The organism is Streptomyces sp. NPDC094143 (genome assembly GCF_040303825.1).
Taxonomy (GTDB): domain Bacteria; phylum Actinomycetota; class Actinomycetes; order Streptomycetales; family Streptomycetaceae; genus Streptomyces.
The window spans coordinates 91,320-110,472 of the sequence record NZ_JBEOTZ010000006.1 but is presented as its reverse complement, the minus strand read 5'-3'; the positions used below and the strand labels follow the sequence as shown (position 1 = coordinate 110,472).

Sequence of the window (19,153 nt, the reverse complement as noted above, 5' to 3'; positions counted from 1 at the left end):
GGCTGCGGGCCGCTGCTAGAGCTCCGCCAGCACCGCGTCCGTGAACGGCGGCCACGCCTCGATCGCCCACGGCCCGAACGCCCGGTCCGTCAGCGCCACGCACGCCGCCCCCGCGTCCGGGTCGACCCACAGGAACGTACCGGACTGACCGAAATGCCCGAATGTGCGAGGCGAGGACGAAGCGCCCGTCCAGTGCGGCGACTTGGAGTCGCGGATCTCGAAACCGAGCCCCCAGTCGTTGGGGTTCTGGTGGCCGTACCCCGGCAGGACGCCCTTGGTGCCCGGGTAGTGCACGCTCATCGCCTCGGCGACCGTACGGGGGTCCAGCAGCCGCGGCGCCTGCACCTCGGCGGCGAACCGCAGCAGGTCCTCCACCGTGGACACCCCGTCCTTGGCCGGGGAGCCCTCCAGAGTCGTCGAGGTCATGCCCAGCGGCTCCAGCACGGCCTGCCGCAGGTACTCGGCGAACGGGATGTCGGTCGCCTTGGCGACATGGTCGCCGAGCTGCTCGAACCCGGCGTTGGAGTACAGCCGCCGCTCCCCGGGCGGGGCCGTGACCCTGTGCTCGTCGAAGGCCAGGCCCGAGGTGTGCGCGAGCAGATGCCGCACGGTCGACCCGGCCGGACCGGCGGGCTCGTCGAACTCGACCGCGCCCTCCTCGTAGGCGACCAGCACCGCGTAGGCGGCCAGCGGCTTGGTCACCGAGGCGAGCGGGAACCGCCGCCCGGCCGGGCCGTGGGTGCCGAGGACGGTGCCGTCCGCCCGGACGACACCCGCCGCGGCGGTGGGAACCGGCCAGTTCTCGATCAACGCGAGGCTCTTCAGCGACATGCGTTCGAGCCTATGCGCTCAGAGCGTCAGCTCCAGCAAGGGGTCGGGCTTGGGGCGGAACCCGAGCGAGACGTACAGCGGCTCGGCCTCCGGCGAGGCGGTGAGCTGCACCCGCCGGACGCCGCGCTCGCGGAACCAGCCCAGCAGCGTCGTCATGCACGCGCGGGCGTATCCGCGGCGCCGGGCGTCCGGGTCGGTGGCGACGCTGAACACGAAGCCCACCAGGCCCCGCGGGTCGCCCGGCCTGCCGATGCGGTAGTCGATCGTCCCGGCCACCAGCGACGCCAGCGCCCCCGGCCGCCGCGGGTGGTCCACCACGAACGCCGCGAAGTCCCCGTCCGCCTCGCTCAGTTCGGCCCTCAGCGTCGGAAGGGAATCGCTGTGCCAGGCGAGGGAGGGGCCGGAGGGGAACAGCGCGTCGATCATGACCTGGCGCAGGCGCAGGACTTCCTCGGCGTCCTCGGGCAGGGCACGGCGTACGAGACTCATGACCCCGTACGCTAACCAGCCGGATCAGGAGACGTCCTGCCGATTTCTTGCCGTCGGCGCTTGCTTCGAGCGCACTCCAAGGTTCTAGCGTGGGGGGCATGACGGTGATGGAGACCACGGGGACCAGGGCCGGCACCTGCGCCGGCCCGCCGCAGCAGAACCGGCGCCCGGACGGCGAGGACCGCTACACGATCAGCGAGGTCGTCGCCTTCACCGGCCTGACGGCCCACACCCTGCGCTGGTACGAGCGCATCGGCCTGATGCCGCACATCGACCGCTCCCACACCGGTCAGCGCCGCTACACCAACCGCGACCTCGACTGGCTCGACCTGGTCGGCAAGCTCCGCCTGACGGGCATGCCGGTCGCCGACATGGTCAGGTACGCGGAACTGGTGCGCGAGGGCGACCACACCTATGCCGAGCGCTTCGAGCTGCTGCGGACGACCCGCGAGGACGTCCTCGCGCGGATCGAGGAACTCCGCGGCACGCTCGCCGTGCTCGACCGGAAGATCAGTTTCTACGCGGACGCCGGGCGTGCCCTGGCGTCGGAGAGGTCCCGATGACGGACGGCAGGATCACGACGGCGAAGCTCGGCGACCACGGCCCCGAGGTGGGTGTCCAGGGTCTCGGCTGCATGGGCATGAGCTTCGCCTACGGCCCCTCGGACGCGGACGCCTCCCGCGCCACCCTGGAGAGGGCCCTCGAACTGGGCGTCACCCTCTACGACACGGCCGACGCGTACGGCGCCGGCGAGAACGAGCGCTTCCTGGCGCCGTTCTGCAAGGCCCACCGCGACGAGGTCGTCATCGCGACCAAGTTCGCCCTGTCCATCCCCGCGGACGACCCGACGCGCCGGATCGTCCGCAACGACCCGCCCTACATCCGCCAGGCCGTCGAGGCGAGCCTGAAGCGCCTGGACGTCGAGACCATCGACCTCTACTACATGCACCGGCGCGATGTGAACGTGCCGATCGAGGAGAGCGTCGGCACCATGGCGGACCTGGTCCGCGAGGGCAAGGTCAAGCACCTGGGCCTGAGCGAGGTCACGGCGGACGAACTGCGCGCCGCGCACGCCGTGCACCCCATCGCCGCCGTGCAGTCGGAGTGGTCCCTGTTCAGCCGCGACATCGAGGCGCGCGTCGTCCCGGCGGCCCGCGAGCTGGGCGTGGCCCTCGTGCCGTACTCCCCGCTCGGCCGGGGCTTCCTGACCGGCTCGTTCACCAGCGCGGAGGAGCTGTCGTCCGACGACTTCCGCCGCCGTCAGCCCCGCTTCACGGGCGACAACGCGATGGCCAACGCGACCCTGCTGGAACTGATCCGCTCGGTGGCCGAGGCCCACGACGCCTCCCTCGGCCAGATCGCCCTGGCCTGGGTCCACCAGCAGGCGGCCCTCCGCGACCTCCCGGTCATCCCGATCCCCGGCACCCGCAAGCCCTCCAGGGTCGAGGAGAACACGGCGGCCACCCGGATCGTCCTGACGGACGAGCAACTGGACCTGCTGGACGGCATCGCGGCCCAGGTGGCGGGCAACCGCTACGCGGACATGGCCTTCACGTCAGCGGGCCGGGAGTAGCGAAGCGCCCCTCCAGGGGCGCGGGGCCGTGCCGATGTGCGGCTCAGCCGCGTGTGCGCGACCGGCCACGCACGAACCCGCGCCCCCTCCACGGCGAGATTGAGGCAGACGCTAAAGCTGCGCCAGCAACTCCGCCTTCTTGACCGAGAACTCCTCGTCCGTCACCAGCCCGGCCTGGTGCAGCTTCCCCAGATGCCGGATCCGCTCGGCGATGTCCGCGGGATCGCGCCGCGGCGCGGGAACGGCGGCCACCGGACTGGACGTCCGCACGGCGGCCAGCACCGCCGCGGCGAACGGCAGCGACTCGTGCACCGGCCCGTAGCCCAGTCCGAACACCACCGCGGCCGGATCCTGGTCGGCCTGCGCCGCCGTCTGTCCGGCATCCCGCCGCAGCAGCCGCAGATGCCCCTCGAAGACCTCCGGCGAGCGCCACTCCACCCCGTCGAGCTCCCCGACGGAGAAGCTCTGGTCCCCGGCCTTCCACTTCGCCGACGACGCACCGGTCCAGAACCAGCGGAAGTTCACGGTCCGGCCGTCGAAGGAGGCCTTCCCGTCGTACGCCTTGAACGACAGCGGTCCCTTCGGCGGCTCCACGAGGAACCGGTCCGCCGGCCCGGACTCCGTCAGCAGCCCCCGCAGTTCGTCGGCGTAGTACTCCGCGAGCACCTCCCGCTCGGCGGGCAGCACCAGCCGGTAGGGGTCGCCGCTCTCCTTCAGCTGCCCGGCGGCGGCCTCCATCAGCGGGTCCGCCCCGGGGCGCGGTTCGACCCGCAGCACGACCGTGCCGCGCTTGCCGCGCGTCAGCGTCACCCCGGCTATGGCGTCCAGCGGGATCCGCCGTTCCCCGAGTGCCTGGAAGAGCTTGGGTGTTCGAATGCCCCGTTCGTAACGGATGAGCACGGAGTCGGACTCGAACTCCCAGGCGGCATGAAATCCGGCCAGTACGTCACCCATGCGGCTCATCGTATGCGGCACGCGCTCCTCCGTCCCCCTGCCGAGCAGACCGCGGTTCCCTTCGCCGCTACGCGCGTCAGGCCGCCGCCGTACCGGACAAACCGGTCCGGCAGACGCCGTCTTCGTGCGCGCAGTGCACCGAGCGGTATGCGCCAACGCCGATCTCTGCGAAATTGAACAGACTTGCCGTGCCCGGCTCGAAGTAGCCGGCGTGACCCTTCGCGCCCGCCGCCGACAGCACCCGTGCCCCGAAGCCGGCGGACACCGGATCGGCCCCGTGGCCCAGCCCGCCCAGCTCCAGGTACGGAACGTCCTGGATCCAGTCGTCGGCGTCCCGCATGGCCCACACCCGGGCGCCGGTGCGCAGCTGGGCGGCCTTCTCCACGCGCATGCCGGGGCTGCCGGCCACCGCGATGTCGGACACCCGGTCCGGCAGGCCGTGCGCCGCGACCCCGCAGACCACGGAGCCGTAGCTGTGGCAGAACAGCGACACCGGCGCGGTGCCGGGCAGCGCCCGCACCAGCGAGTCGAGCCGCACGGCACCGTCCTCGGCGCGCATCGCGGTCGCGGAGTCGATGCCGAGGCCGCTCGGCGCCGTGTAGTCGGCCCAGGCGATCACGGCCGTACGGGTCGAGGGGCTCGCCCGCTTCTCGGCCGCGTACAGGGCCTTGGCCATGCCGACGGGCGCCGAGTAGGGGCGGTGGGTGCGCTGGAAGGTGAGCAGGTCGGTGTCGACGCCGGGCACGACGACCGAGACCCGCTCCGCCTCGCGCAGGTCGCCGAAGACCTCCGCGACCCGGCCCGAGCCCTCCGGGTCGAAGGCCAGGATGTGGCGGCCCTTCTCCAAGAGGTCCTCGAAGCGGTGCATCCTGCGCCCGGCCTCGTGCTGCCCGGCCGGGGTGAGGCGCTTGTCGCGCATGCGTTCGCGCTCGACGTCACGCGCCTCGGCCAGTGCCACGCGGTTGGCCCGGTAGCGCAGCTCGAGGGGGGCGCCGTTCATGTTGCCGACCGCCAGGGCGTACTTGCGGACCAGACTCGCGCGGTCCCGCTCGCCGAGCGAGCCGAAGAAGCGGGCGAGCTTCGCCGGCCCGGACTGCGGGTCCGGCAGGCGGCGGCCGGCGATCCGGCCGTCCTCCCACGCGGAGAGCGAGGCCTGCAACGGCGTGTCACCCCGCTGGCTGCGCAGGGCCGTCCAGCCGGTGGTCGCCAGCATCACGAACACGACGGCCAGAGCGAGCAGTGCGCGCCAGACGTTCAGTTGCGGGGAGGTGTCGAAGGAAGTCACTGAAAGGACACACTAGGAGAACGAGAGGGTCTCGCGTGAGCCAAGTGACCGGGATCACGTTTCGGTGTGTGGTCTAGGGGGACGGCTCCGCACGCCAGTTCCCGGCCAGTGCGGGTCCCACCTGATCGAGGTAGGCCGTGGTGAGTTCGCGCAGCCCGTCCAGGGTGAGGTCGTCCCCGGCGGACCAGAGCCGCTCGGTGACACGAATCACCCCGCCGAACAGGGCGACGACGATCCTCGGCCGCGGGTCCGCGTCGACGTCGAGCCCCTCGCGCTCGGCGATGATCCGGGCGAGCTGCTCCTCCAGCTCCGCCGCCCGGCGCAGATGGGCGGCGAGCAGCGCGGGTGTCGACTCGATCACCCGGTAGACGCGCATGTGGAGGTCGATCGGCACGAGCTCGTCGACGGCCTCGTGGATCGTGTCCCAGCTCTCCACGACGGCCCGGCGCAGCGCCTCCAGCGGCACCTCGTCCCGCGGACGGGCCCGTACGGCGTCGACGACGAGGGCCTCCGCGAGCCGCGGCACGAAGAACGCCGTCTCCTCCTTCCCGGCGAAGTAGCGGAAGAAGGTGCGCTGCGAGACGTCGACGGCGGCGGCGATGTCGTCGACGGTCGTCTCCTCGTACCCGCGCGTGGCGAACAGCTCCAGGGCGGCCCGCAGCAGGGCGTCCCGGGTGCGCTGCTTCTTGCGTTCGCGCAGGTTCAAGGTGTTCCTCTCGTCTGAAGTGTTCTCCCAGATCAGGCTATACGGGGATGTCGTGTCAGTTACCGACTAGTGAATTGGTTTGTCAATTGTCAGTGGCTGTCATTAGCCTCGAACGTATGACTAGTCAGACCACCATCGACACGACGGGGCCGGGGGGCGGCACCCCTGCGACGCCGTCGGACGCGACGCCGGGCAAGGGGCTGCGAGGGCACCCCTGGCTCACCCTCATAACCGTCGCAGTGGGGGTCATGATGGTGGCCCTCGACGGCACCATCGTGGCCATTGCCAACCCCGCGATCGGCAAGGACCTGGGAGCCTCCTGGTCGGATCTGCAATGGATCACCAACGCCTACTTCCTCGCCCTCGCGGTCTCCCTGATCACCGCGGGCAAGCTCGGTGACCGGTTCGGTCACCGCCAGACGTTCCTCATCGGCGTGGCGGGCTTCGCCGCCTCCTCGGCCGCCATCGGACTGTCCAAGGGCATCACCGCGGTCATCGTCTTCCGCGTCTTCCAGGGGCTCTTCGGCGCGTTGCTGATGCCGGCCGCGCTCGGCCTGCTGCGGGCCACCTTCCCGGCCGAGAAGCTGAACATGGCGATCGGCATCTGGGGCATGGTCATCGGCGCCTCCACGGCCGGCGGCCCGATCCTCGGCGGCGTGCTCGTCGAGCACGTCAACTGGCAGTCGGTGTTCTTCATCAACGTGCCGGTCGGTGTCCTCGCCGTCGTCCTCGGCGTCTGGATCCTGCTCGACCACCGCGCCGAGAACGCCCCGCGCTCCTTCGACCTGCTCGGCATCGTCCTGCTGTCGGCCGCGATGTTCTGCCTCGTCTGGGCTCTGATCAAGGCCCCGGAGTGGGGCTGGGGCGATCTGAAGACCTGGTCGTTCATCGTCGCGTCGGTCGTCGGCTTCGGGCTCTTCGCCCTGTGGGAGACGAAGGTGAAGGAGCCGCTGATCCCGCTGGCGCTGTTCCGTTCCGTCCCGCTGTCGGCGGGTGTCGTCCTCATGGTCCTGATGGCCATCGCGTTCATGGGGGGCCTGTTCTTCGTGACGTTCTACCTGCAGAACGTGCACGGGATGAGCCCGATCGACGCCGGTCTGCACCTGCTGCCGCTCACCGGCATGATGATCGTCGGCTCGCCGCTCGCCGGCGTGCTGATCACCAAGTTCGGACCGCGCATCCCGCTGGCCGGCGGCATGGCCTTCACCGCGATCGCCATGTACGGCATGTCCACGCTGGACGCGGAGACGGGCAGCGGTGTCATGTCCGTCTGGTTCGCCCTGCTCGGCCTCGGCCTCGCGCCCGTCATGGTCGGCGCCACGGAGGTCATCGTCGGCAACGCGCCGATGGAGCTCTCCGGTGTCGCCGGCGGTCTCCAGCAGGCCGCCATGCAGATCGGCGGCAGCCTGGGCACGGCCGTGCTGGGCGCGGTCATGGCCTCCAAGGTCGACAACGACCTGGCCGGCAACTGGGCGAAGGCGGGACTGCCCCCGCTCACCCCGGCCCAGACCGAACAGGCCGCGCTGGCCGTCCAGCAGGGCAGCGCCCCGGTGCCCCCGGGCACGCCCGAGCAGATCGCCGCGAAGATCGCCGATGTCGCGCACACCACGTTCATCGACGGCATGAGCCTGGCCTCGCTGACCGCTGCGGGCGTGGCCGCCGTCGCCGTGTTCGTCGCGTTCCTCACCAAGCGCGGGGAGAACGCCGAGGCCGGCGCGGGCGTCGGGCACATCTGACGGAGTGCCGCGGATCCCGGCCGAGTTCGCCTATCAGGGTGAACGAGGCCGTGATCCCTCCCCTCCCGCCCCCACCGCAGGTCACAGTGGGTCAAGTCCTCCGCAGGGCATGGGGGACGGACGCTGCGGCGCGCTGCCGGAGGGGGGTGGCGCGCAGGCAGCGGGATTGAAGGCCGCATCCGGGGTACTCGCCATGTCGTACCCGCATCGACCCAACCGACCGAGGGTTTACGGGAGTTGATGATGGCGAGCTTCGGGCACGGCACGCGCAGGCACCCCCGCTCACGTGGCCGGACGTGGTCACGTACCGGGCCGGATCGCGCGACGCTCGGAATCATCGGAGTCATCTGCGCGGTCGCCGGTTTCTTCGTGCTGGGGATCGTCCTCGGCCCCGTGGCGATGGTCTGCGGCTGGCTCGCGATGGGCCGTAGCCGGGCGGGCTCCCGGCCGGTCACGGCCGTGGTGGCCTTCGTCCTGGGCGCCATCGACACGCTCCTGGCCGTCATCTGGCTGGCCGGAGCGGCGACTCCGGGAAACGGCATGCTGTTCTGACCTGCCGTCCCCCGCGGGAAAGTGAGGGAAGGGCCTCCGGCGACAGCGCCGGAGGCCCTCCTTCCTGTCATTTCACCGGGGTCCCCTTCAGCGCCGCGAGTTCGTCGCGCAGCGCCCGGACCTCCTGCGTCAGCTCCCGTATCGCCTCGGTCTGCCGCCGCTCCTCCACGTCGTCCTTCTCGAACCGGGCGATGAACCAGGCGGCGATGTTCGCGGTCACCACACCCAGCAGGGCGATCCCGGACAGCATCAGCCCGACCGCGAGCATCCGCCCCAGCCCGGTCGTCGGGGCGTGGTCCCCGTAGCCCACGGTCGTCATCGTCGTGAAGGACCACCACACGGCGTCACCCAGCGTCCGGATGTTCCCGTCCGGCGAGTCCCGCTCCACGGACAGCACGGCCAGCGAGCCGAACATCAGCAGCCCGACCACCGAGCCGGCCACGTACGTGGTGAGCCGGATCTGCGAGGCCATCCGCGCCCGCTGCCCGACCAGCAGCAGCGTGGACACCAGGCGCAGCAGGCGCAGCGGCTGCAGCAGCGGCAGCAGCACCGCCGCGAGGTCGAGCCAGTGCGCCCGGACGAACGACAGCCGCCGCTCGGCCAGGGCGAGCCGGACGAGGTAGTCGAGGGCGAACGCCCCCCACACCACCCACTCCACCGCCGTGCAGACCTCCACCACCTCCCGGCCCGCGTCCGGCCGGACGATCGGCACGGCGTAGGCGACGGCGAAGGCCAGGGCCAGGCCGAACAGGGGGCGCTGTGTGTGCTGTTCCCAACGGAGCTGGGCCGGCTGCTGCTGCATGGCCGCATCGTAGGAAAGGTGAAGGGGTGGTGCGCCCACGGTGTACCCGTGAGACTCACCACCCCTTGACAGGGTCCGCTGTGCTATGCGTCGCCGCCCGCGGCTCCCGGGTCCGCCGCCGACACGTCGAGCAGCTGGTACCGGTCGATGGCCTGCTTCAGCACCGACCGGTCGACCTTGCCCGCACGGGCCAGCTCGGTGAGGACCGCGACCACGATCGACTGCGCGTCGATGTGGAAGAAGCGCCGCGCCGCACCGCGCGTGTCCGCGAAGCCGAAGCCGTCCGCGCCGAGCGACTGGTACGGCTGCGGCACCCAGCGCGAGATCTGGTCCGGGACCGCCCGCATCCAGTCGGACACCGCCACGACCGGGCCTTGCGCGTCCGCCAGCTTGCGCGTCACGTACGGCACCCGCTGCTCCTCCTCCGGGTGCAGCAGGTTGTGCTCCTCGCAGGCCACGGCGTCGCGCCGCAGTTCATTCCAGGAGGTCGCCGACCAGACGTCCGCCTTGACGTTCCAGTCGTCGGCCAGGATCTTCTGCGCCTCGATCGCCCAGGGCAGCGCGACACCGGACGCCAGGATCTGCGCCGGGGTCTGGCCGGCCGTGCCCTCGCTGAAGCGGTACAGGCCCTTGAGGATGCCCTCGACGTCCACGTTCTCGGGCTCGGCCGGGTGCTGGATGGGCTCGTTGTAGACGGTCAGGTAGTAGAAGACGTCCTCGCCGTGCGGGTGCTCCGGCGAGCTGCCGTACATCCTCCGCAGCCCGTCCTTGACGATGTGCGCGATCTCGAAGCCGAACGCCGGGTCGTACGCCACGCAGCCCGGGTTGGTCGAGGCCAGCAGCTGCGAGTGGCCGTCGGCGTGCTGGAGCCCCTCACCGGTCAGGGTCGTACGGCCCGCGGTCGCGCCCAGGACGAAACCGCGCGCCAGCTGGTCGGCCATCTGCCAGAACTGGTCGCCGGTGCGCTGGAAGCCGAACATCGAGTAGAAGACGTAGACCGGGATCAGCGGCTCGCCGTGCGTGGCGTAGGCCGAGCCCGCGGCGATCAGCGAGGCCGTGCACCCCGCCTCGGAGATGCCGTCGTGCAGCATCTGGCCGTTCGGCGACTCCTTGTAGGCGAGCAGCAGCTCACGGTCGACCGACTCGTACTGCTGGCCGAGCGGGTTGTAGATCTTCGCGCTCGGGAAGAACGAGTCCATGCCGAACGTGCGGTACTCGTCCGGCGCGATCAGCACGAACCGCCTGCCGATCTCCTTGTCCCGCATGAGGTCCTTGAGGAGCCGTACGAACGCCATCGTCGTCGCGATGGACTGGTGCCCCGAGCCCTTCTTCACGGTCGCGTACGTCTTGTCCTCGGGCAGCGGCAGCGGCTTGGAGCGGACGACGCGGGTGGGCACGTAACCGCCGAGCGACCTGCGGCGGTCGTGCATGTACTGGATCTCCTCCGAGTCCCGGCCCGGGTGGTAGTACGGCGGCACGCCGGACTCCAGCTCCTTGTCCGGGATCGGCAGGTGCAGCCGGTCGCGGAAGCGCTTGAGGTCGTCGACCGTCAGCTTCTTCATCTGGTGCGTGGCGTTGCGGCCCTCGAAGTTCGGGCCCAGCGTCCAGCCCTTGATCGTCTTGGCGAGGATGACCGTCGGCTGGCCCTTGTGCTCCACGGCCGCCTTGTACGCCGCGAAGATCTTGCGGTGGTCGTGACCGCCGCGCCCCAGGTGCAGGATCTGGTCGTCGGTCATGTTCTCGACCATCGCGCGCAGCCGGTGGTCGTCACCGAAGAAGTGGTCGCGGATGTACACGCCGGTCTCCGTGGCGTACGTCTGGAACTGCCCGTCCGGCGTGGTGTTCATCTTGTTGACCAGCACGCCGTCGCGGTCCTGGGCGAGCAGCGGGTCCCAGGTGCGGTCCCAGACCAGCTTGATCACGTTCCAGCCGGCGCCCCGGAAGATCGACTCCAGCTCCTGGATGATCTTGCCGTTGCCGCGCACCGGGCCGTCGAGGCGCTGCAGGTTGCAGTTGACGACGAACGTGAGGTTGTCCAGGCCCTCGCGGGCGGCGATGGACAGCTGGCCCAGCGACTCCGGCTCGTCCATCTCGCCGTCGCCCAGGAACGCCCAGACGTGCGACTTGGAGGTGTCGGCGATCCCGCGCGCCTCCATGTAGCGGTTCATGCGCGCCTGGTAGATCGCGCCGATCGGGCCGAGGCCCATCGACACCGTCGGGAACTCCCAGAAGTCCGGCATCGACCGCGGATGCGGGTACGACGACAGCGCGTACGGCGCCTTCGACTTCTCCTGGCGGAAGCCGTCCAGGTGCTGTTCGCTCAGCCGGTCCAGCAGGAAGGCGCGGGCGTAGATGCCGGGGGAGGCGTGGCCCTGGAAGAAGACCTGGTCGCCGCCGTCGCCCTCGTCCTTGCCGCGGAAGAAGTGGTTGAAGCCCACGTCGTAGAGGGACGCGGAGGAGGCGAACGTGGCGATGTGGCCGCCGACGCCGATGCCCGGGCGCTGGGCGCGGGAGACCATCACGGCCGCGTTCCAGCGGGTGGCGTTGAGGATCTTGCGCTCGATCTCCTCGTTGCCCGGGAAGAACGGCTCGCTCTTGGTGGGGATGGTGTTGACGTAGTCCGTGCTGCGCATCTCCGGCACGGCCACGCGCTTCTCGCGGGCCCGCTCGATCAGCCGCAGCATCAGGTAGCGGGCGCGTTCCCGGCCGCGCTCGTCGACGGCGGCGTCGAGGGAGTCGAGCCACTCCTGCGTCTCTTCGGGATCGAAGTCAGGAACCTGACTCGGAAGGCCGCCAATGATGATCGGGTTGCGATCGGATGCGGAAGCCACGCTGTTCCTTACCTGTCAGAGGGCCGTGCGAGGGCCGCTGTTTCGCTGTCGTCGCTGGGCGTCGTCGCTGGGGGCCGCGCCGCTCCCCATGGTCCACCCCGGGGCCGTGAAACGTCATCTCTACCGAGCGGTAACCCGTGCGTGAGATCGACTCCGTGACGTATGGGGCGAATACCTTCGAGTCTCGTACCCGCAGACGATTCCCAAACGCCCAAACGGGGCAGAAAGGTGTGGTGTGTGTCACCTGGGACCATGATGGTGTGCCTGGAGTTGCGGTGACACGGCCAGGATCGTCACCGTTTCGGCGGTCCGAACGGCCGGGTACTTGCGCGATCCGTCCCGCCCGTGTGGACTACGGCCAATGCTTCGCGCACGCGCGTGGCTGAGATATTTCCCAAAACATGATCAGGAGGCAACCCGTGAGCGCGACCGCGGACCACGCGGAGGAGCGGACGAACCCTGCCGCCAGGCTGGGGTTCCAGCCCGGGCAGGTGGTCCAGGAGATCGGCTACGACGACGACGTGGACCAGGAACTCCGCGAGGCCATCGAGGGCATCGTCGAGGGCGACCTGGTGGACGAGGACTACGACGACGTGGCCGACGCCGTTGTGCTGTGGTTCCGTGACGACGACGGCGACCTGACGGATGCGCTGGTCGATGCCACCACGTACATCGAAGAGGGCGGTGCCATCCTGCTCCTCACGCCGAAGACCGGCCGTTCGGGCTATGTGGAGCCGAGTGACATCTCGGAAGCCGCCACGACCGCCGGCCTGACGGCGTCCAAGAGCGTCAGCGTCGGCAAGGACTGGAGCGGGAGCCGCCTGGCGACGCCCAAAGCAGCCAAGTCCAAGCGCTAGCCCTACGCAGCGGGCGGGCCGGCGCCGCCGGCCCGCCCGCAGGCCTGTGCGGGTCCCTGCGTAGGGTGGTCGTCCCACCGGAACAGGCCCAGGAAGGGACACCCGCGGCGATGGCGATCCAGGTCGGTGAGAAGGCCCCCGGCTTCGAGCTCAGGGACAACCACGGCAGGACCGTGCGGCTGTCCGACTTCCGCGGCCGGCAGAACGTGGTGCTGCTCTTCTACCCCTTCGCCTTCACCGGTGTGTGCACCGGCGAGCTGGGCGAGCTGCGCGACAGCCTGCCCCGGTTCACCGACCGCGACACCGCGCTGCTCGCCGTCTCCAACGACTCCATCCACACCCTGCGCGTCTTCGCCGAGCAGGAGGGCCTGGAGTACCCGCTGCTGTCCGACTTCTGGCCGCACGGCAACGTCTCGCGGGCCTACGGCGTCTTCGACGAGGGCAAGGGCTGCGCGGTGCGCGGCACCTTCGTCATCGACAAGGAGGGCGTCGTGCGGTGGACCGTCGTCAACGGCCTGCCGGACGCGCGCGACCCGAACGACTACCTCAAGGCGCTCGACTCCCTGTGACGCCGGTCGGGCGTCATGCGCTCGACACCCGCTGATTTGTCGGCTCCAGGGCCTGCGAGGGGCGGGAACCCGTCACTAGGATCGACTCGTTGATCCGACATCCGAGCACAACGGGGCACCCCGCCCCCGGACACCAATGGAGGACTCGTGGGAGTCAGCCTCAGCAAGGGCGGCAACGTATCGCTGACCAAGGAGGCGCCGGGCCTGACCGCGGTCATCATCGGTCTGGGGTGGGACGTCCGCACCACGACCGGCACCGACTTCGACCTGGACGCCAGCGCGCTGCTGCTGAACAGCTCCGGCAAGGTCGCCAGCGACGCGCACTTCATCTTCTTCAACAACCTCAAGAGCCCGGACGGCTCCGTCGAGCACACCGGTGACAACACCACCGGTGAGGGCGAGGGCGACGACGAGCAGATCAAGGTCAACCTGGCCGGCGTCCCGGCCGACGTCGAGAAGATCGTCTTCCCGGTCTCCATCTACGACGCCGAGACCCGCCAGCAGTCCTTCGGCCAGGTGCGCAACGCGTTCATCCGCGTCGTCAACCAGGCCGGCGGTGCCGAGATCGCCCGGTACGACCTGTCGGAGGACGCCTCCACCGAGACCGCCATGGTCTTCGGCGAGCTCTACCGGCACGGCGCGGAGTGGAAGTTCCGCGCCATCGGCCAGGGCTACGCCTCCGGCCTGCGCGGCATCGCGCAGGACTTCGGCGTGAACGTCTGAGCCACCTGACGGGCCCCGGCGACGGGGCTTTCGGGTCTTTCTGTCCGGCGCCGCACGGTTTACGTGCGGCGCCGGACGTGCAAGACCACCTCAGTAACACCACCCGGGGAGGGACATCAGATGGGCGTCACGCTTGCCAAAGGGGGGAACGTCTCCCTGTCCAAGGCCGCACCGAATCTCACTCAGGTGCTGATCGGGCTCGGCTGGGACGCGCGCTCCACCACCGGAGCCCCGTTCGACCTCGACGCCAGCGCGCTGATGTGCAGCGGCGGGCGGGTGCTCGGGGACGAGTGGTTCGTCTTCTACAACCAGCTCAAGAGCCCCGACGGTTCGGTCGAGCACACGGGTGACAACCTCACCGGCGAGGGCGACGGCGACGACGAGTCGCTGCTGATCGACCTCTCCAAGGTGCCGCCGCAGTGCGACAAGATCGTGTTCCCCGTCTCCATCCACATGGCCGACGAACGCGGCCAGACCTTCGGCCAGGTCAGCAACGCGTTCATCCGCGTCGTGAACCAGGCCGACGGCCAGGAACTGGCCCGCTACGACCTCAGCGAGGACGCCTCCACGGAGACCGCGATGATCTTCGGTGAGGTCTACCGCTACCAGGGCGAGTGGAAGTTCAGGGCCGTGGGTCAGGGGTACGCGTCCGGTCTGCGGGGCATCGCCCTGGACTTCGGGGTCAACGTGTCATAACGCGATATGAGCAAAACGCGGGCCCCCCCGGGGCGCGGAGGGGGCCCGACTAGACTTCGGCTTCAAAAGTTCGTAAAGCCGGGTACGGCGGGGGGGAACCCCTCCCTCAGATTCCGTCTGGGGGGACCCCCAACACACGATTGGGTAGCCAGTGGTTCTGAAAACCTTCGGGTGGTCGTTCGCGGTCACCGCGCTCGGCCTGGTCGCAGCGGTCTTCTACGGAGGGTGGACCGCGTTCGGTGTCGTAGCGATCCTGTCCATCCTCGAGATCTCGCTGTCCTTCGACAACGCGGTGGTCAACGCCGGGATCCTGAAGAAGATGAATGCCTTCTGGCAGAAGATCTTCCTCACCATCGGCATTCTGATCGCCGTCTTCGGCATGCGACTGGTCTTCCCCGTCGTGATCGTCGCCGTCAGCGCCCAGCTGGGCCCGATCGAGGCCGTCGACCTCGCGCTCACCGACAAGGACCGCTACCAGGAGCTGGTGACCGACGCGCACCCGTCGATCGCGGCCTTCGGCGGTATGTTCCTGCTGATGATCTTCCTGGACTTCATCTTCGAGGACCGGGACATCAAGTGGCTCGGCTGGCTGGAGCGGCCGCTGGCCAAGCTCGGCAAGGTCGACATGCTGTCGGTCTGCATCGCCCTGATCGTGCTGCTGATCTCCGCGATCACCTTCGGCGCCCACGCCCACCAGCACGGCGGCACCCACGCCGACAAGGCGGAGACGGTCCTGCTCTCCGGCATCGCCGGTCTGATCACGTACATGATCGTCGGCGGTCTCTCCGGCTACTTCGAGGACAAGCTCGAAGAGGGGGAGGAGCGCGAGCACGAGGCCGAGGAACAGGCCGAACGCGAGGGCAAGCCCAAGTCCGCGGTGAGGCTGGCCGGCAAGGCCGCGTTCTTCATGTTCCTCTACCTGGAGGTCCTGGACGCGTCCTTCTCCTTCGACGGTGTCATCGGCGCCTTCGCCATCACCAACGACATCGTCCTGATGGCCCTCGGCCTGGGCATCGGTGCCATGTACGTCCGGTCGCTCACGGTGTACCTGGTCCGCCAGGGCACCCTCGACGACTACGTCTACCTGGAGCACGGCGCGCACTACGCCATCGGCGCGCTCGCCATGATCCTGCTCGTCACCATCCAGTACGAGATCAACGAGATCATCACCGGCCTCATCGGCGTCGTCCTCATCGGCGCCTCCTTCTGGTCCTCCGTCCGCCGCAACCGCGCCATCGCGGCGGCCGAGGGAAAGGCCGGCTCGGACGACAAGACTGAGGTCTCGTCCGGGGTGTGACACCCCTCCGGGTGAGGAACGCTCTCGACGGGGCGGCCACCGAGGCGACTCCTCGGCGGCCGCCCCGCCGGTCGTCAAGGGCCGCGGGCAGGGCGACGTCCCGCGGTCTCCAAGTGAACGTGGGGGCGGAATGGGCCTGTTCGACGGACTCAGGCGCGGCACCGTGCAGTTCGACTCGGGCGACGCGTCGACCAACGCGATCGAACTGACCAAGCGGCGCGCACAGATATCACTCACCAAGCAGGACGCGGCCACCGGCCACCTGCGGGTCAACCTCAGCTGGCGGATGCGCACCTCCGACATCGGCGGCTCCCGGCGCGAGAGCCTGCTGCGGCACCCCCTCCGGGCCCTGAAGCCACCGGAGGTCATCGGCCACAGCCAGAGCATGGTCAACGTCGACCTCGACCTGGGCTGCCTCTACGAGCTCCAGGACGGCACCAAGGGCGTCGTCCAGCCGCTCGGCGGCTACTTCGGCGACGTCAACGCCCCGCCGTACGTCAAGCTCAGCGGTGACGACCGCTTCGGCTCGGGGTCCGGCGAGACGATGTACATCAACCTCGACCACCGCGACAGCATCAAGCGGCTCCTGGTCTTCGTCTACATCTACGACCAGACGCCCGCCTTCGACCGTGCCCAGGCCATCGTGACGCTCTACCCGAGCAACGGCCCCCGCATCGAGATCCACCTCGACGAACGCCAGCCGCAGGCCCGCTCCTGCGCCGTCGTCATGATCGAGAAGGTCAAGAACGAGATCGTCGTCCGCCGCGAGGCCAAGTTCGTCTACGGCTTCCAGGCGGAACTGGACCGGCTGTACGGGTGGGGGCTGCAGTGGGGGCGGGGCTACAAGACGAAGGTCGGCCGCTGAGCCCGGCGAGGCCGCCGAAGGCGCTGGGCCCGCCGCGGCCGGGGCGCCTCAGCGGCCGATGAACTGCGGGCCCTGCGGGGGCAGCCGGAAGTCCGGGTCGGGGGCGGCGGTGACCGGCTGCGGGTAGCCGTAGCCGGACTGCGCGCCCGCCGTCGCCGGAGCCGGCGGGTAGCCGTACGCGGGCCGGCCGGCGGGCTGCGGGTAGCCGTACGCCGGCTGCGTCGCCGGGGGCTGCTGGGGCGGGTAACCGTACCCGGACTGCGCGGGCACCGCGGTCGGCTGCTCCGGCGGCAGGGGCCGGGACACCTCGGCGGAGGACTGCGACGAGGCCGCGGGCTGCTGCGGGGCGGAACCGGCCGTCGTGGGCGGCGCGGGCACGGTCGTGGTCGGCTCCTGTGCCGCCTCCGACTCGTCCACGGAGATGCCGAAGTCGGTCGCGAGCCCCTTCAGCCCGTTCGAATAGCCCTCGCCCAGCGCCCGGAACTTCCAGCCCTCGCCGCGCCGGTACAGCTCGCCGCAGATCAGCGCGGTCTCCTCGCCCGTCTCCGGCTTGACGTCGAAGTACGCCAGCGCCTCCGCGCCGGCGTCCGCCGCGTCGTACAGCAGGATGCGCAGCTCCCGCACGCGGTCGAAGGTCACGCCGTCCGCCGAAGCGACCAGCAGAATCCGGCCCACTTCCGGCTCGACACCGGTGAGCTCTGTCTGGATCGTGTCGGTCAGGCCCTCGGCGACCCGCTTCTTGCCGAGCCGCCACACCTTCCCGGACGGGTGCCGGGGCTGGTTGTAGAAGACGAAGTCCTCGTCGGAGCGCACACGTCCGTCGGGGCCGAGGAGCAGCGCGGAGGCGTCGACGTCCGGAACCCCCTGCCCGGGTGTCCAGCGCAGCACGGCCCGTACCGTGGTGGCTTCCAGCGGGACGTTCGACCCCTTCAGCATCGCGTGCGTCATGCGGTCATCCTGCCTTCTCGGTCCTGCTCACGACAACGCGGGGGGCCGGGTGCCACGAGCGGCGCGGACGGCCGCCTGGGACTACCGTCGTCATGGCCGGGTACTGGCTGTGATTGCCCGCGTTACCTGAAATTCATGCCCGACGGGAACCTCCGACATGGACTTCTACGTACTATTACCGGCCACCTTTCATCGATTCGCAGGTCGCATCGCCACCACGGGGGAGTTCCATGCGTCATTTCGGGCACATCGCCCCTGAGGTGCGGAAGCGTCTCTTCCACCGGGAGCCGTGCGTGTTCACCGCGGACTCCCCGGCCCGGCTGCTCTCGGCGGCCCTGGGCGCCACGCTCTACAGCCCGGCCACGCGGCCCCGGCTCGCCGACGACATCCTCAAGCAGGGCGGGCGCGGAGTGGTCTCGATGGTGCTCTGCCTGGAGGACTCCATCGACGACGCGGACGTGGGCCCCGGCGAGGAGAACCTGGTCCGTCAGTTCACCGCGCTCGCCGGCCTCCCGGACCCGGACCTGCCACTGCTGTTCATCCGCGTCCGCACCCCCGGGCAGATACCCGACCTGGTGCGGCGCCTCGGCCCCGCGGTGCGCCTGCTGTCGGGGTTCGTCCTGCCGAAGTTCACCGCGGAGCGCGGCATTCCGTTCCTGGAGGCCCTGGCGACCGCCGAGGCCGAAAGCGGCCGTCGCCTTTTCGCCATGCCGGTGCTGGAGTCCCCCGAGCTGCTCTACCGCGAGTCGCGGGTCGAGACCCTGGAGGGCATCTCCCGCGCGATCGACAAGTACCGCGACCGCGTCCTCGCCGTGCGCCTCGGCGTGACGGACTTCTGCTCCTCCTACGGGCTGCGCAGGGGCCCCGACGTGACCGCCTACGACGTCCAGATCGTCGCCTCCGTGATCGCCGACGTGGTGAACATGCTGGGCCGCGCCGACGGCACCGGCTTCACCGTGACCGGGCCGGTGTGGGAGTACTTCCGGGTCCAGGAGCGCATGTTCAAGCCGCTGCTGCGGCAGAGCCCCTTCCTGGAGGTGCAGGCCGCCGAGCTGCGCGAGAAGCTGATCGAACACGCCATGGACGGGCTGCTCAGGGAGATCACCCTGGACCAGGCCAACGGCCTGCTGGGCAAGACCTGCATCCACCCCTCCCACGTGCTGCCGGTGCACGCCCTGTCGGTCGTCAGCCACGAGGAGTTCTCGGACGCCCAGGACATCCTGCGCCCCGAGCGCGGCGGCGGGGGTGTGCTGAGATCGGCGTACACGAACAAGATGAACGAGGTGAAGCCGCACCGCGCCTGGGCCGAGCGGACGCTTCTGCGCGCCGAGGTTTTCGGTGTGGCCAACGAGGACATCGGCTTCGTGGAACTGCTCGCGGCGGGCTTGCCGAGCTGAGTCCTCGAACCAGGTACACCGGTGAACGCGACGCAGACAATC

At 69.9% G+C, this 19,153-nt stretch carries 19 protein-coding genes; 11 read left to right on the top strand and 8 right to left on the bottom strand.

Features of this window, described 5'->3' with window-relative positions; translation table 11 throughout:
* Positions 1–15: 15 nt before the first annotated feature.
* Entirely contained in the window at positions 16–831 is an 816-nt protein-coding gene (locus ABTZ58_RS10380; protein ID WP_351353185.1) for a serine hydrolase domain-containing protein, read from the bottom strand.
* Positions 832–849: 18 nt separating this feature from the next.
* The gene (locus tag ABTZ58_RS10375; protein ID WP_351353182.1) at positions 850–1,320 is read right to left on the bottom strand and encodes a GNAT family N-acetyltransferase; all 471 of its coding nucleotides are present in this window, start codon (positions 1,318–1,320) and stop codon (positions 850–852) included.
* 98 nt (positions 1,321–1,418) lie between these two features.
* Between ABTZ58_RS10375 and ABTZ58_RS10370 the strand changes: the two genes are divergently transcribed.
* Positions 1,419–1,883: a MerR family transcriptional regulator gene (locus ABTZ58_RS10370; RefSeq protein WP_351353179.1), complete on the top strand. Its 465-nt coding sequence runs from the start codon at positions 1,419–1,421 to the stop codon at positions 1,881–1,883.
* Positions 1,880–2,893, top strand: a complete 1,014-nt coding sequence (locus ABTZ58_RS10365) for an aldo/keto reductase (protein WP_351353177.1) — start codon at positions 1,880–1,882, stop codon at positions 2,891–2,893. The genes ABTZ58_RS10370 and ABTZ58_RS10365 overlap by 4 nt, the downstream gene beginning before the upstream one ends.
* Before the next feature lie 111 nt (positions 2,894–3,004).
* Here ABTZ58_RS10365 and ABTZ58_RS10360 read toward each other — a convergent pair whose 3' ends face one another.
* The 3 genes from ABTZ58_RS10360 to ABTZ58_RS10350 all read right to left on the bottom strand — a co-directional run bounded on the left by ABTZ58_RS10360 (position 3,005) and on the right by ABTZ58_RS10350 (position 5,838).
* Positions 3,005–3,856, bottom strand: coding sequence for a DUF4429 domain-containing protein (locus ABTZ58_RS10360; RefSeq protein WP_351353666.1), 852 nt, complete (start codon positions 3,854–3,856; stop codon positions 3,005–3,007).
* A 67-nt stretch (positions 3,857–3,923) separates the two neighbouring features.
* Complete coding sequence (locus ABTZ58_RS10355) at positions 3,924–5,132, bottom strand: alpha/beta hydrolase (protein WP_351353174.1); 1,209 nt, start codon at positions 5,130–5,132, stop codon at positions 3,924–3,926.
* A gap of 73 nt (positions 5,133–5,205) precedes the next feature.
* The gene (locus ABTZ58_RS10350) at positions 5,206–5,838 is read right to left on the bottom strand and encodes a TetR family transcriptional regulator (RefSeq protein WP_351353171.1); all 633 of its coding nucleotides are present in this window, start codon (positions 5,836–5,838) and stop codon (positions 5,206–5,208) included.
* Positions 5,839–5,954: 116 nt separating this feature from the next.
* Here ABTZ58_RS10350 and ABTZ58_RS10345 point away from each other — a divergent pair, with 116 nt between their 5' ends.
* Both ABTZ58_RS10345 and ABTZ58_RS10340 read left to right on the top strand, forming a co-directional pair.
* The gene (locus ABTZ58_RS10345) at positions 5,955–7,574 is read left to right on the top strand and encodes an MFS transporter (protein WP_351353168.1); all 1,620 of its coding nucleotides are present in this window, start codon (positions 5,955–5,957) and stop codon (positions 7,572–7,574) included.
* A gap of 240 nt (positions 7,575–7,814) precedes the next feature.
* Positions 7,815–8,126, top strand: a complete 312-nt coding sequence (locus tag ABTZ58_RS10340) for a small hydrophobic protein (protein WP_351353165.1) — start codon at positions 7,815–7,817, stop codon at positions 8,124–8,126.
* Between the two features lie 67 nt (positions 8,127–8,193).
* On the opposite strand, the gene ABTZ58_RS10335 is transcribed toward ABTZ58_RS10340, so the two are convergent.
* Both ABTZ58_RS10335 and aceE read right to left on the bottom strand, forming a co-directional pair.
* Positions 8,194–8,928: a potassium channel family protein gene (locus tag ABTZ58_RS10335; protein ID WP_351353162.1), complete on the bottom strand. Its 735-nt coding sequence runs from the start codon at positions 8,926–8,928 to the stop codon at positions 8,194–8,196.
* Between the two features lie 83 nt (positions 8,929–9,011).
* Positions 9,012–11,759, bottom strand: a complete 2,748-nt coding sequence (aceE, locus tag ABTZ58_RS10330) for a pyruvate dehydrogenase (acetyl-transferring), homodimeric type (RefSeq protein WP_351353159.1) — start codon at positions 11,757–11,759, stop codon at positions 9,012–9,014.
* Between the two features lie 419 nt (positions 11,760–12,178).
* On the opposite strand from aceE, the gene ABTZ58_RS10325 reads away from it, so the two are divergent.
* From ABTZ58_RS10325 to ABTZ58_RS10300, 6 genes are all read left to right on the top strand, one after another.
* Positions 12,179–12,616, top strand: a complete 438-nt coding sequence (locus tag ABTZ58_RS10325; protein WP_010048512.1) for a DUF3052 domain-containing protein — start codon at positions 12,179–12,181, stop codon at positions 12,614–12,616.
* Between the two features lie 110 nt (positions 12,617–12,726).
* Entirely contained in the window at positions 12,727–13,185 is a 459-nt protein-coding gene (locus ABTZ58_RS10320) for a peroxiredoxin (RefSeq protein WP_351353155.1), read from the top strand.
* 147 nt (positions 13,186–13,332) lie between these two features.
* The gene (locus tag ABTZ58_RS10315) at positions 13,333–13,908 is read left to right on the top strand and encodes a calcium homeostasis/redox stress adaptation protein (protein ID WP_309094107.1); all 576 of its coding nucleotides are present in this window, start codon (positions 13,333–13,335) and stop codon (positions 13,906–13,908) included.
* A 120-nt stretch (positions 13,909–14,028) separates the two neighbouring features.
* Positions 14,029–14,604 carry a TerD family protein gene (locus ABTZ58_RS10310; protein ID WP_309094106.1) on the top strand — a complete coding sequence of 192 codons (576 nt, stop codon included), beginning with the start codon at positions 14,029–14,031 and terminating at the stop codon, positions 14,602–14,604.
* A 151-nt stretch (positions 14,605–14,755) separates the two neighbouring features.
* Positions 14,756–15,901: a DUF475 domain-containing protein gene (locus ABTZ58_RS10305; RefSeq protein WP_351353151.1), complete on the top strand. Its 1,146-nt coding sequence runs from the start codon at positions 14,756–14,758 to the stop codon at positions 15,899–15,901.
* A gap of 130 nt (positions 15,902–16,031) precedes the next feature.
* On the top strand, positions 16,032–16,766 hold the full coding sequence (locus ABTZ58_RS10300) for a TerD family protein (protein ID WP_351353148.1): 735 nt from the start codon (positions 16,032–16,034) through the stop codon (positions 16,764–16,766).
* A gap of 48 nt (positions 16,767–16,814) precedes the next feature.
* Here the strand turns inward: ABTZ58_RS10300 and ABTZ58_RS10295 are convergent, their stop codons facing one another.
* Positions 16,815–17,714, bottom strand: coding sequence for a TerD family protein (locus tag ABTZ58_RS10295; RefSeq protein ID WP_351353145.1), 900 nt, complete (start codon positions 17,712–17,714; stop codon positions 16,815–16,817).
* Positions 17,715–17,944: 230 nt separating this feature from the next.
* On the opposite strand from ABTZ58_RS10295, the gene ABTZ58_RS10290 reads away from it, so the two are divergent.
* The gene (locus tag ABTZ58_RS10290) at positions 17,945–19,111 is read left to right on the top strand and encodes an HpcH/HpaI aldolase/citrate lyase family protein (RefSeq protein ID WP_351353142.1); all 1,167 of its coding nucleotides are present in this window, start codon (positions 17,945–17,947) and stop codon (positions 19,109–19,111) included.
* Positions 19,112–19,153 lie beyond the last annotated feature (42 nt).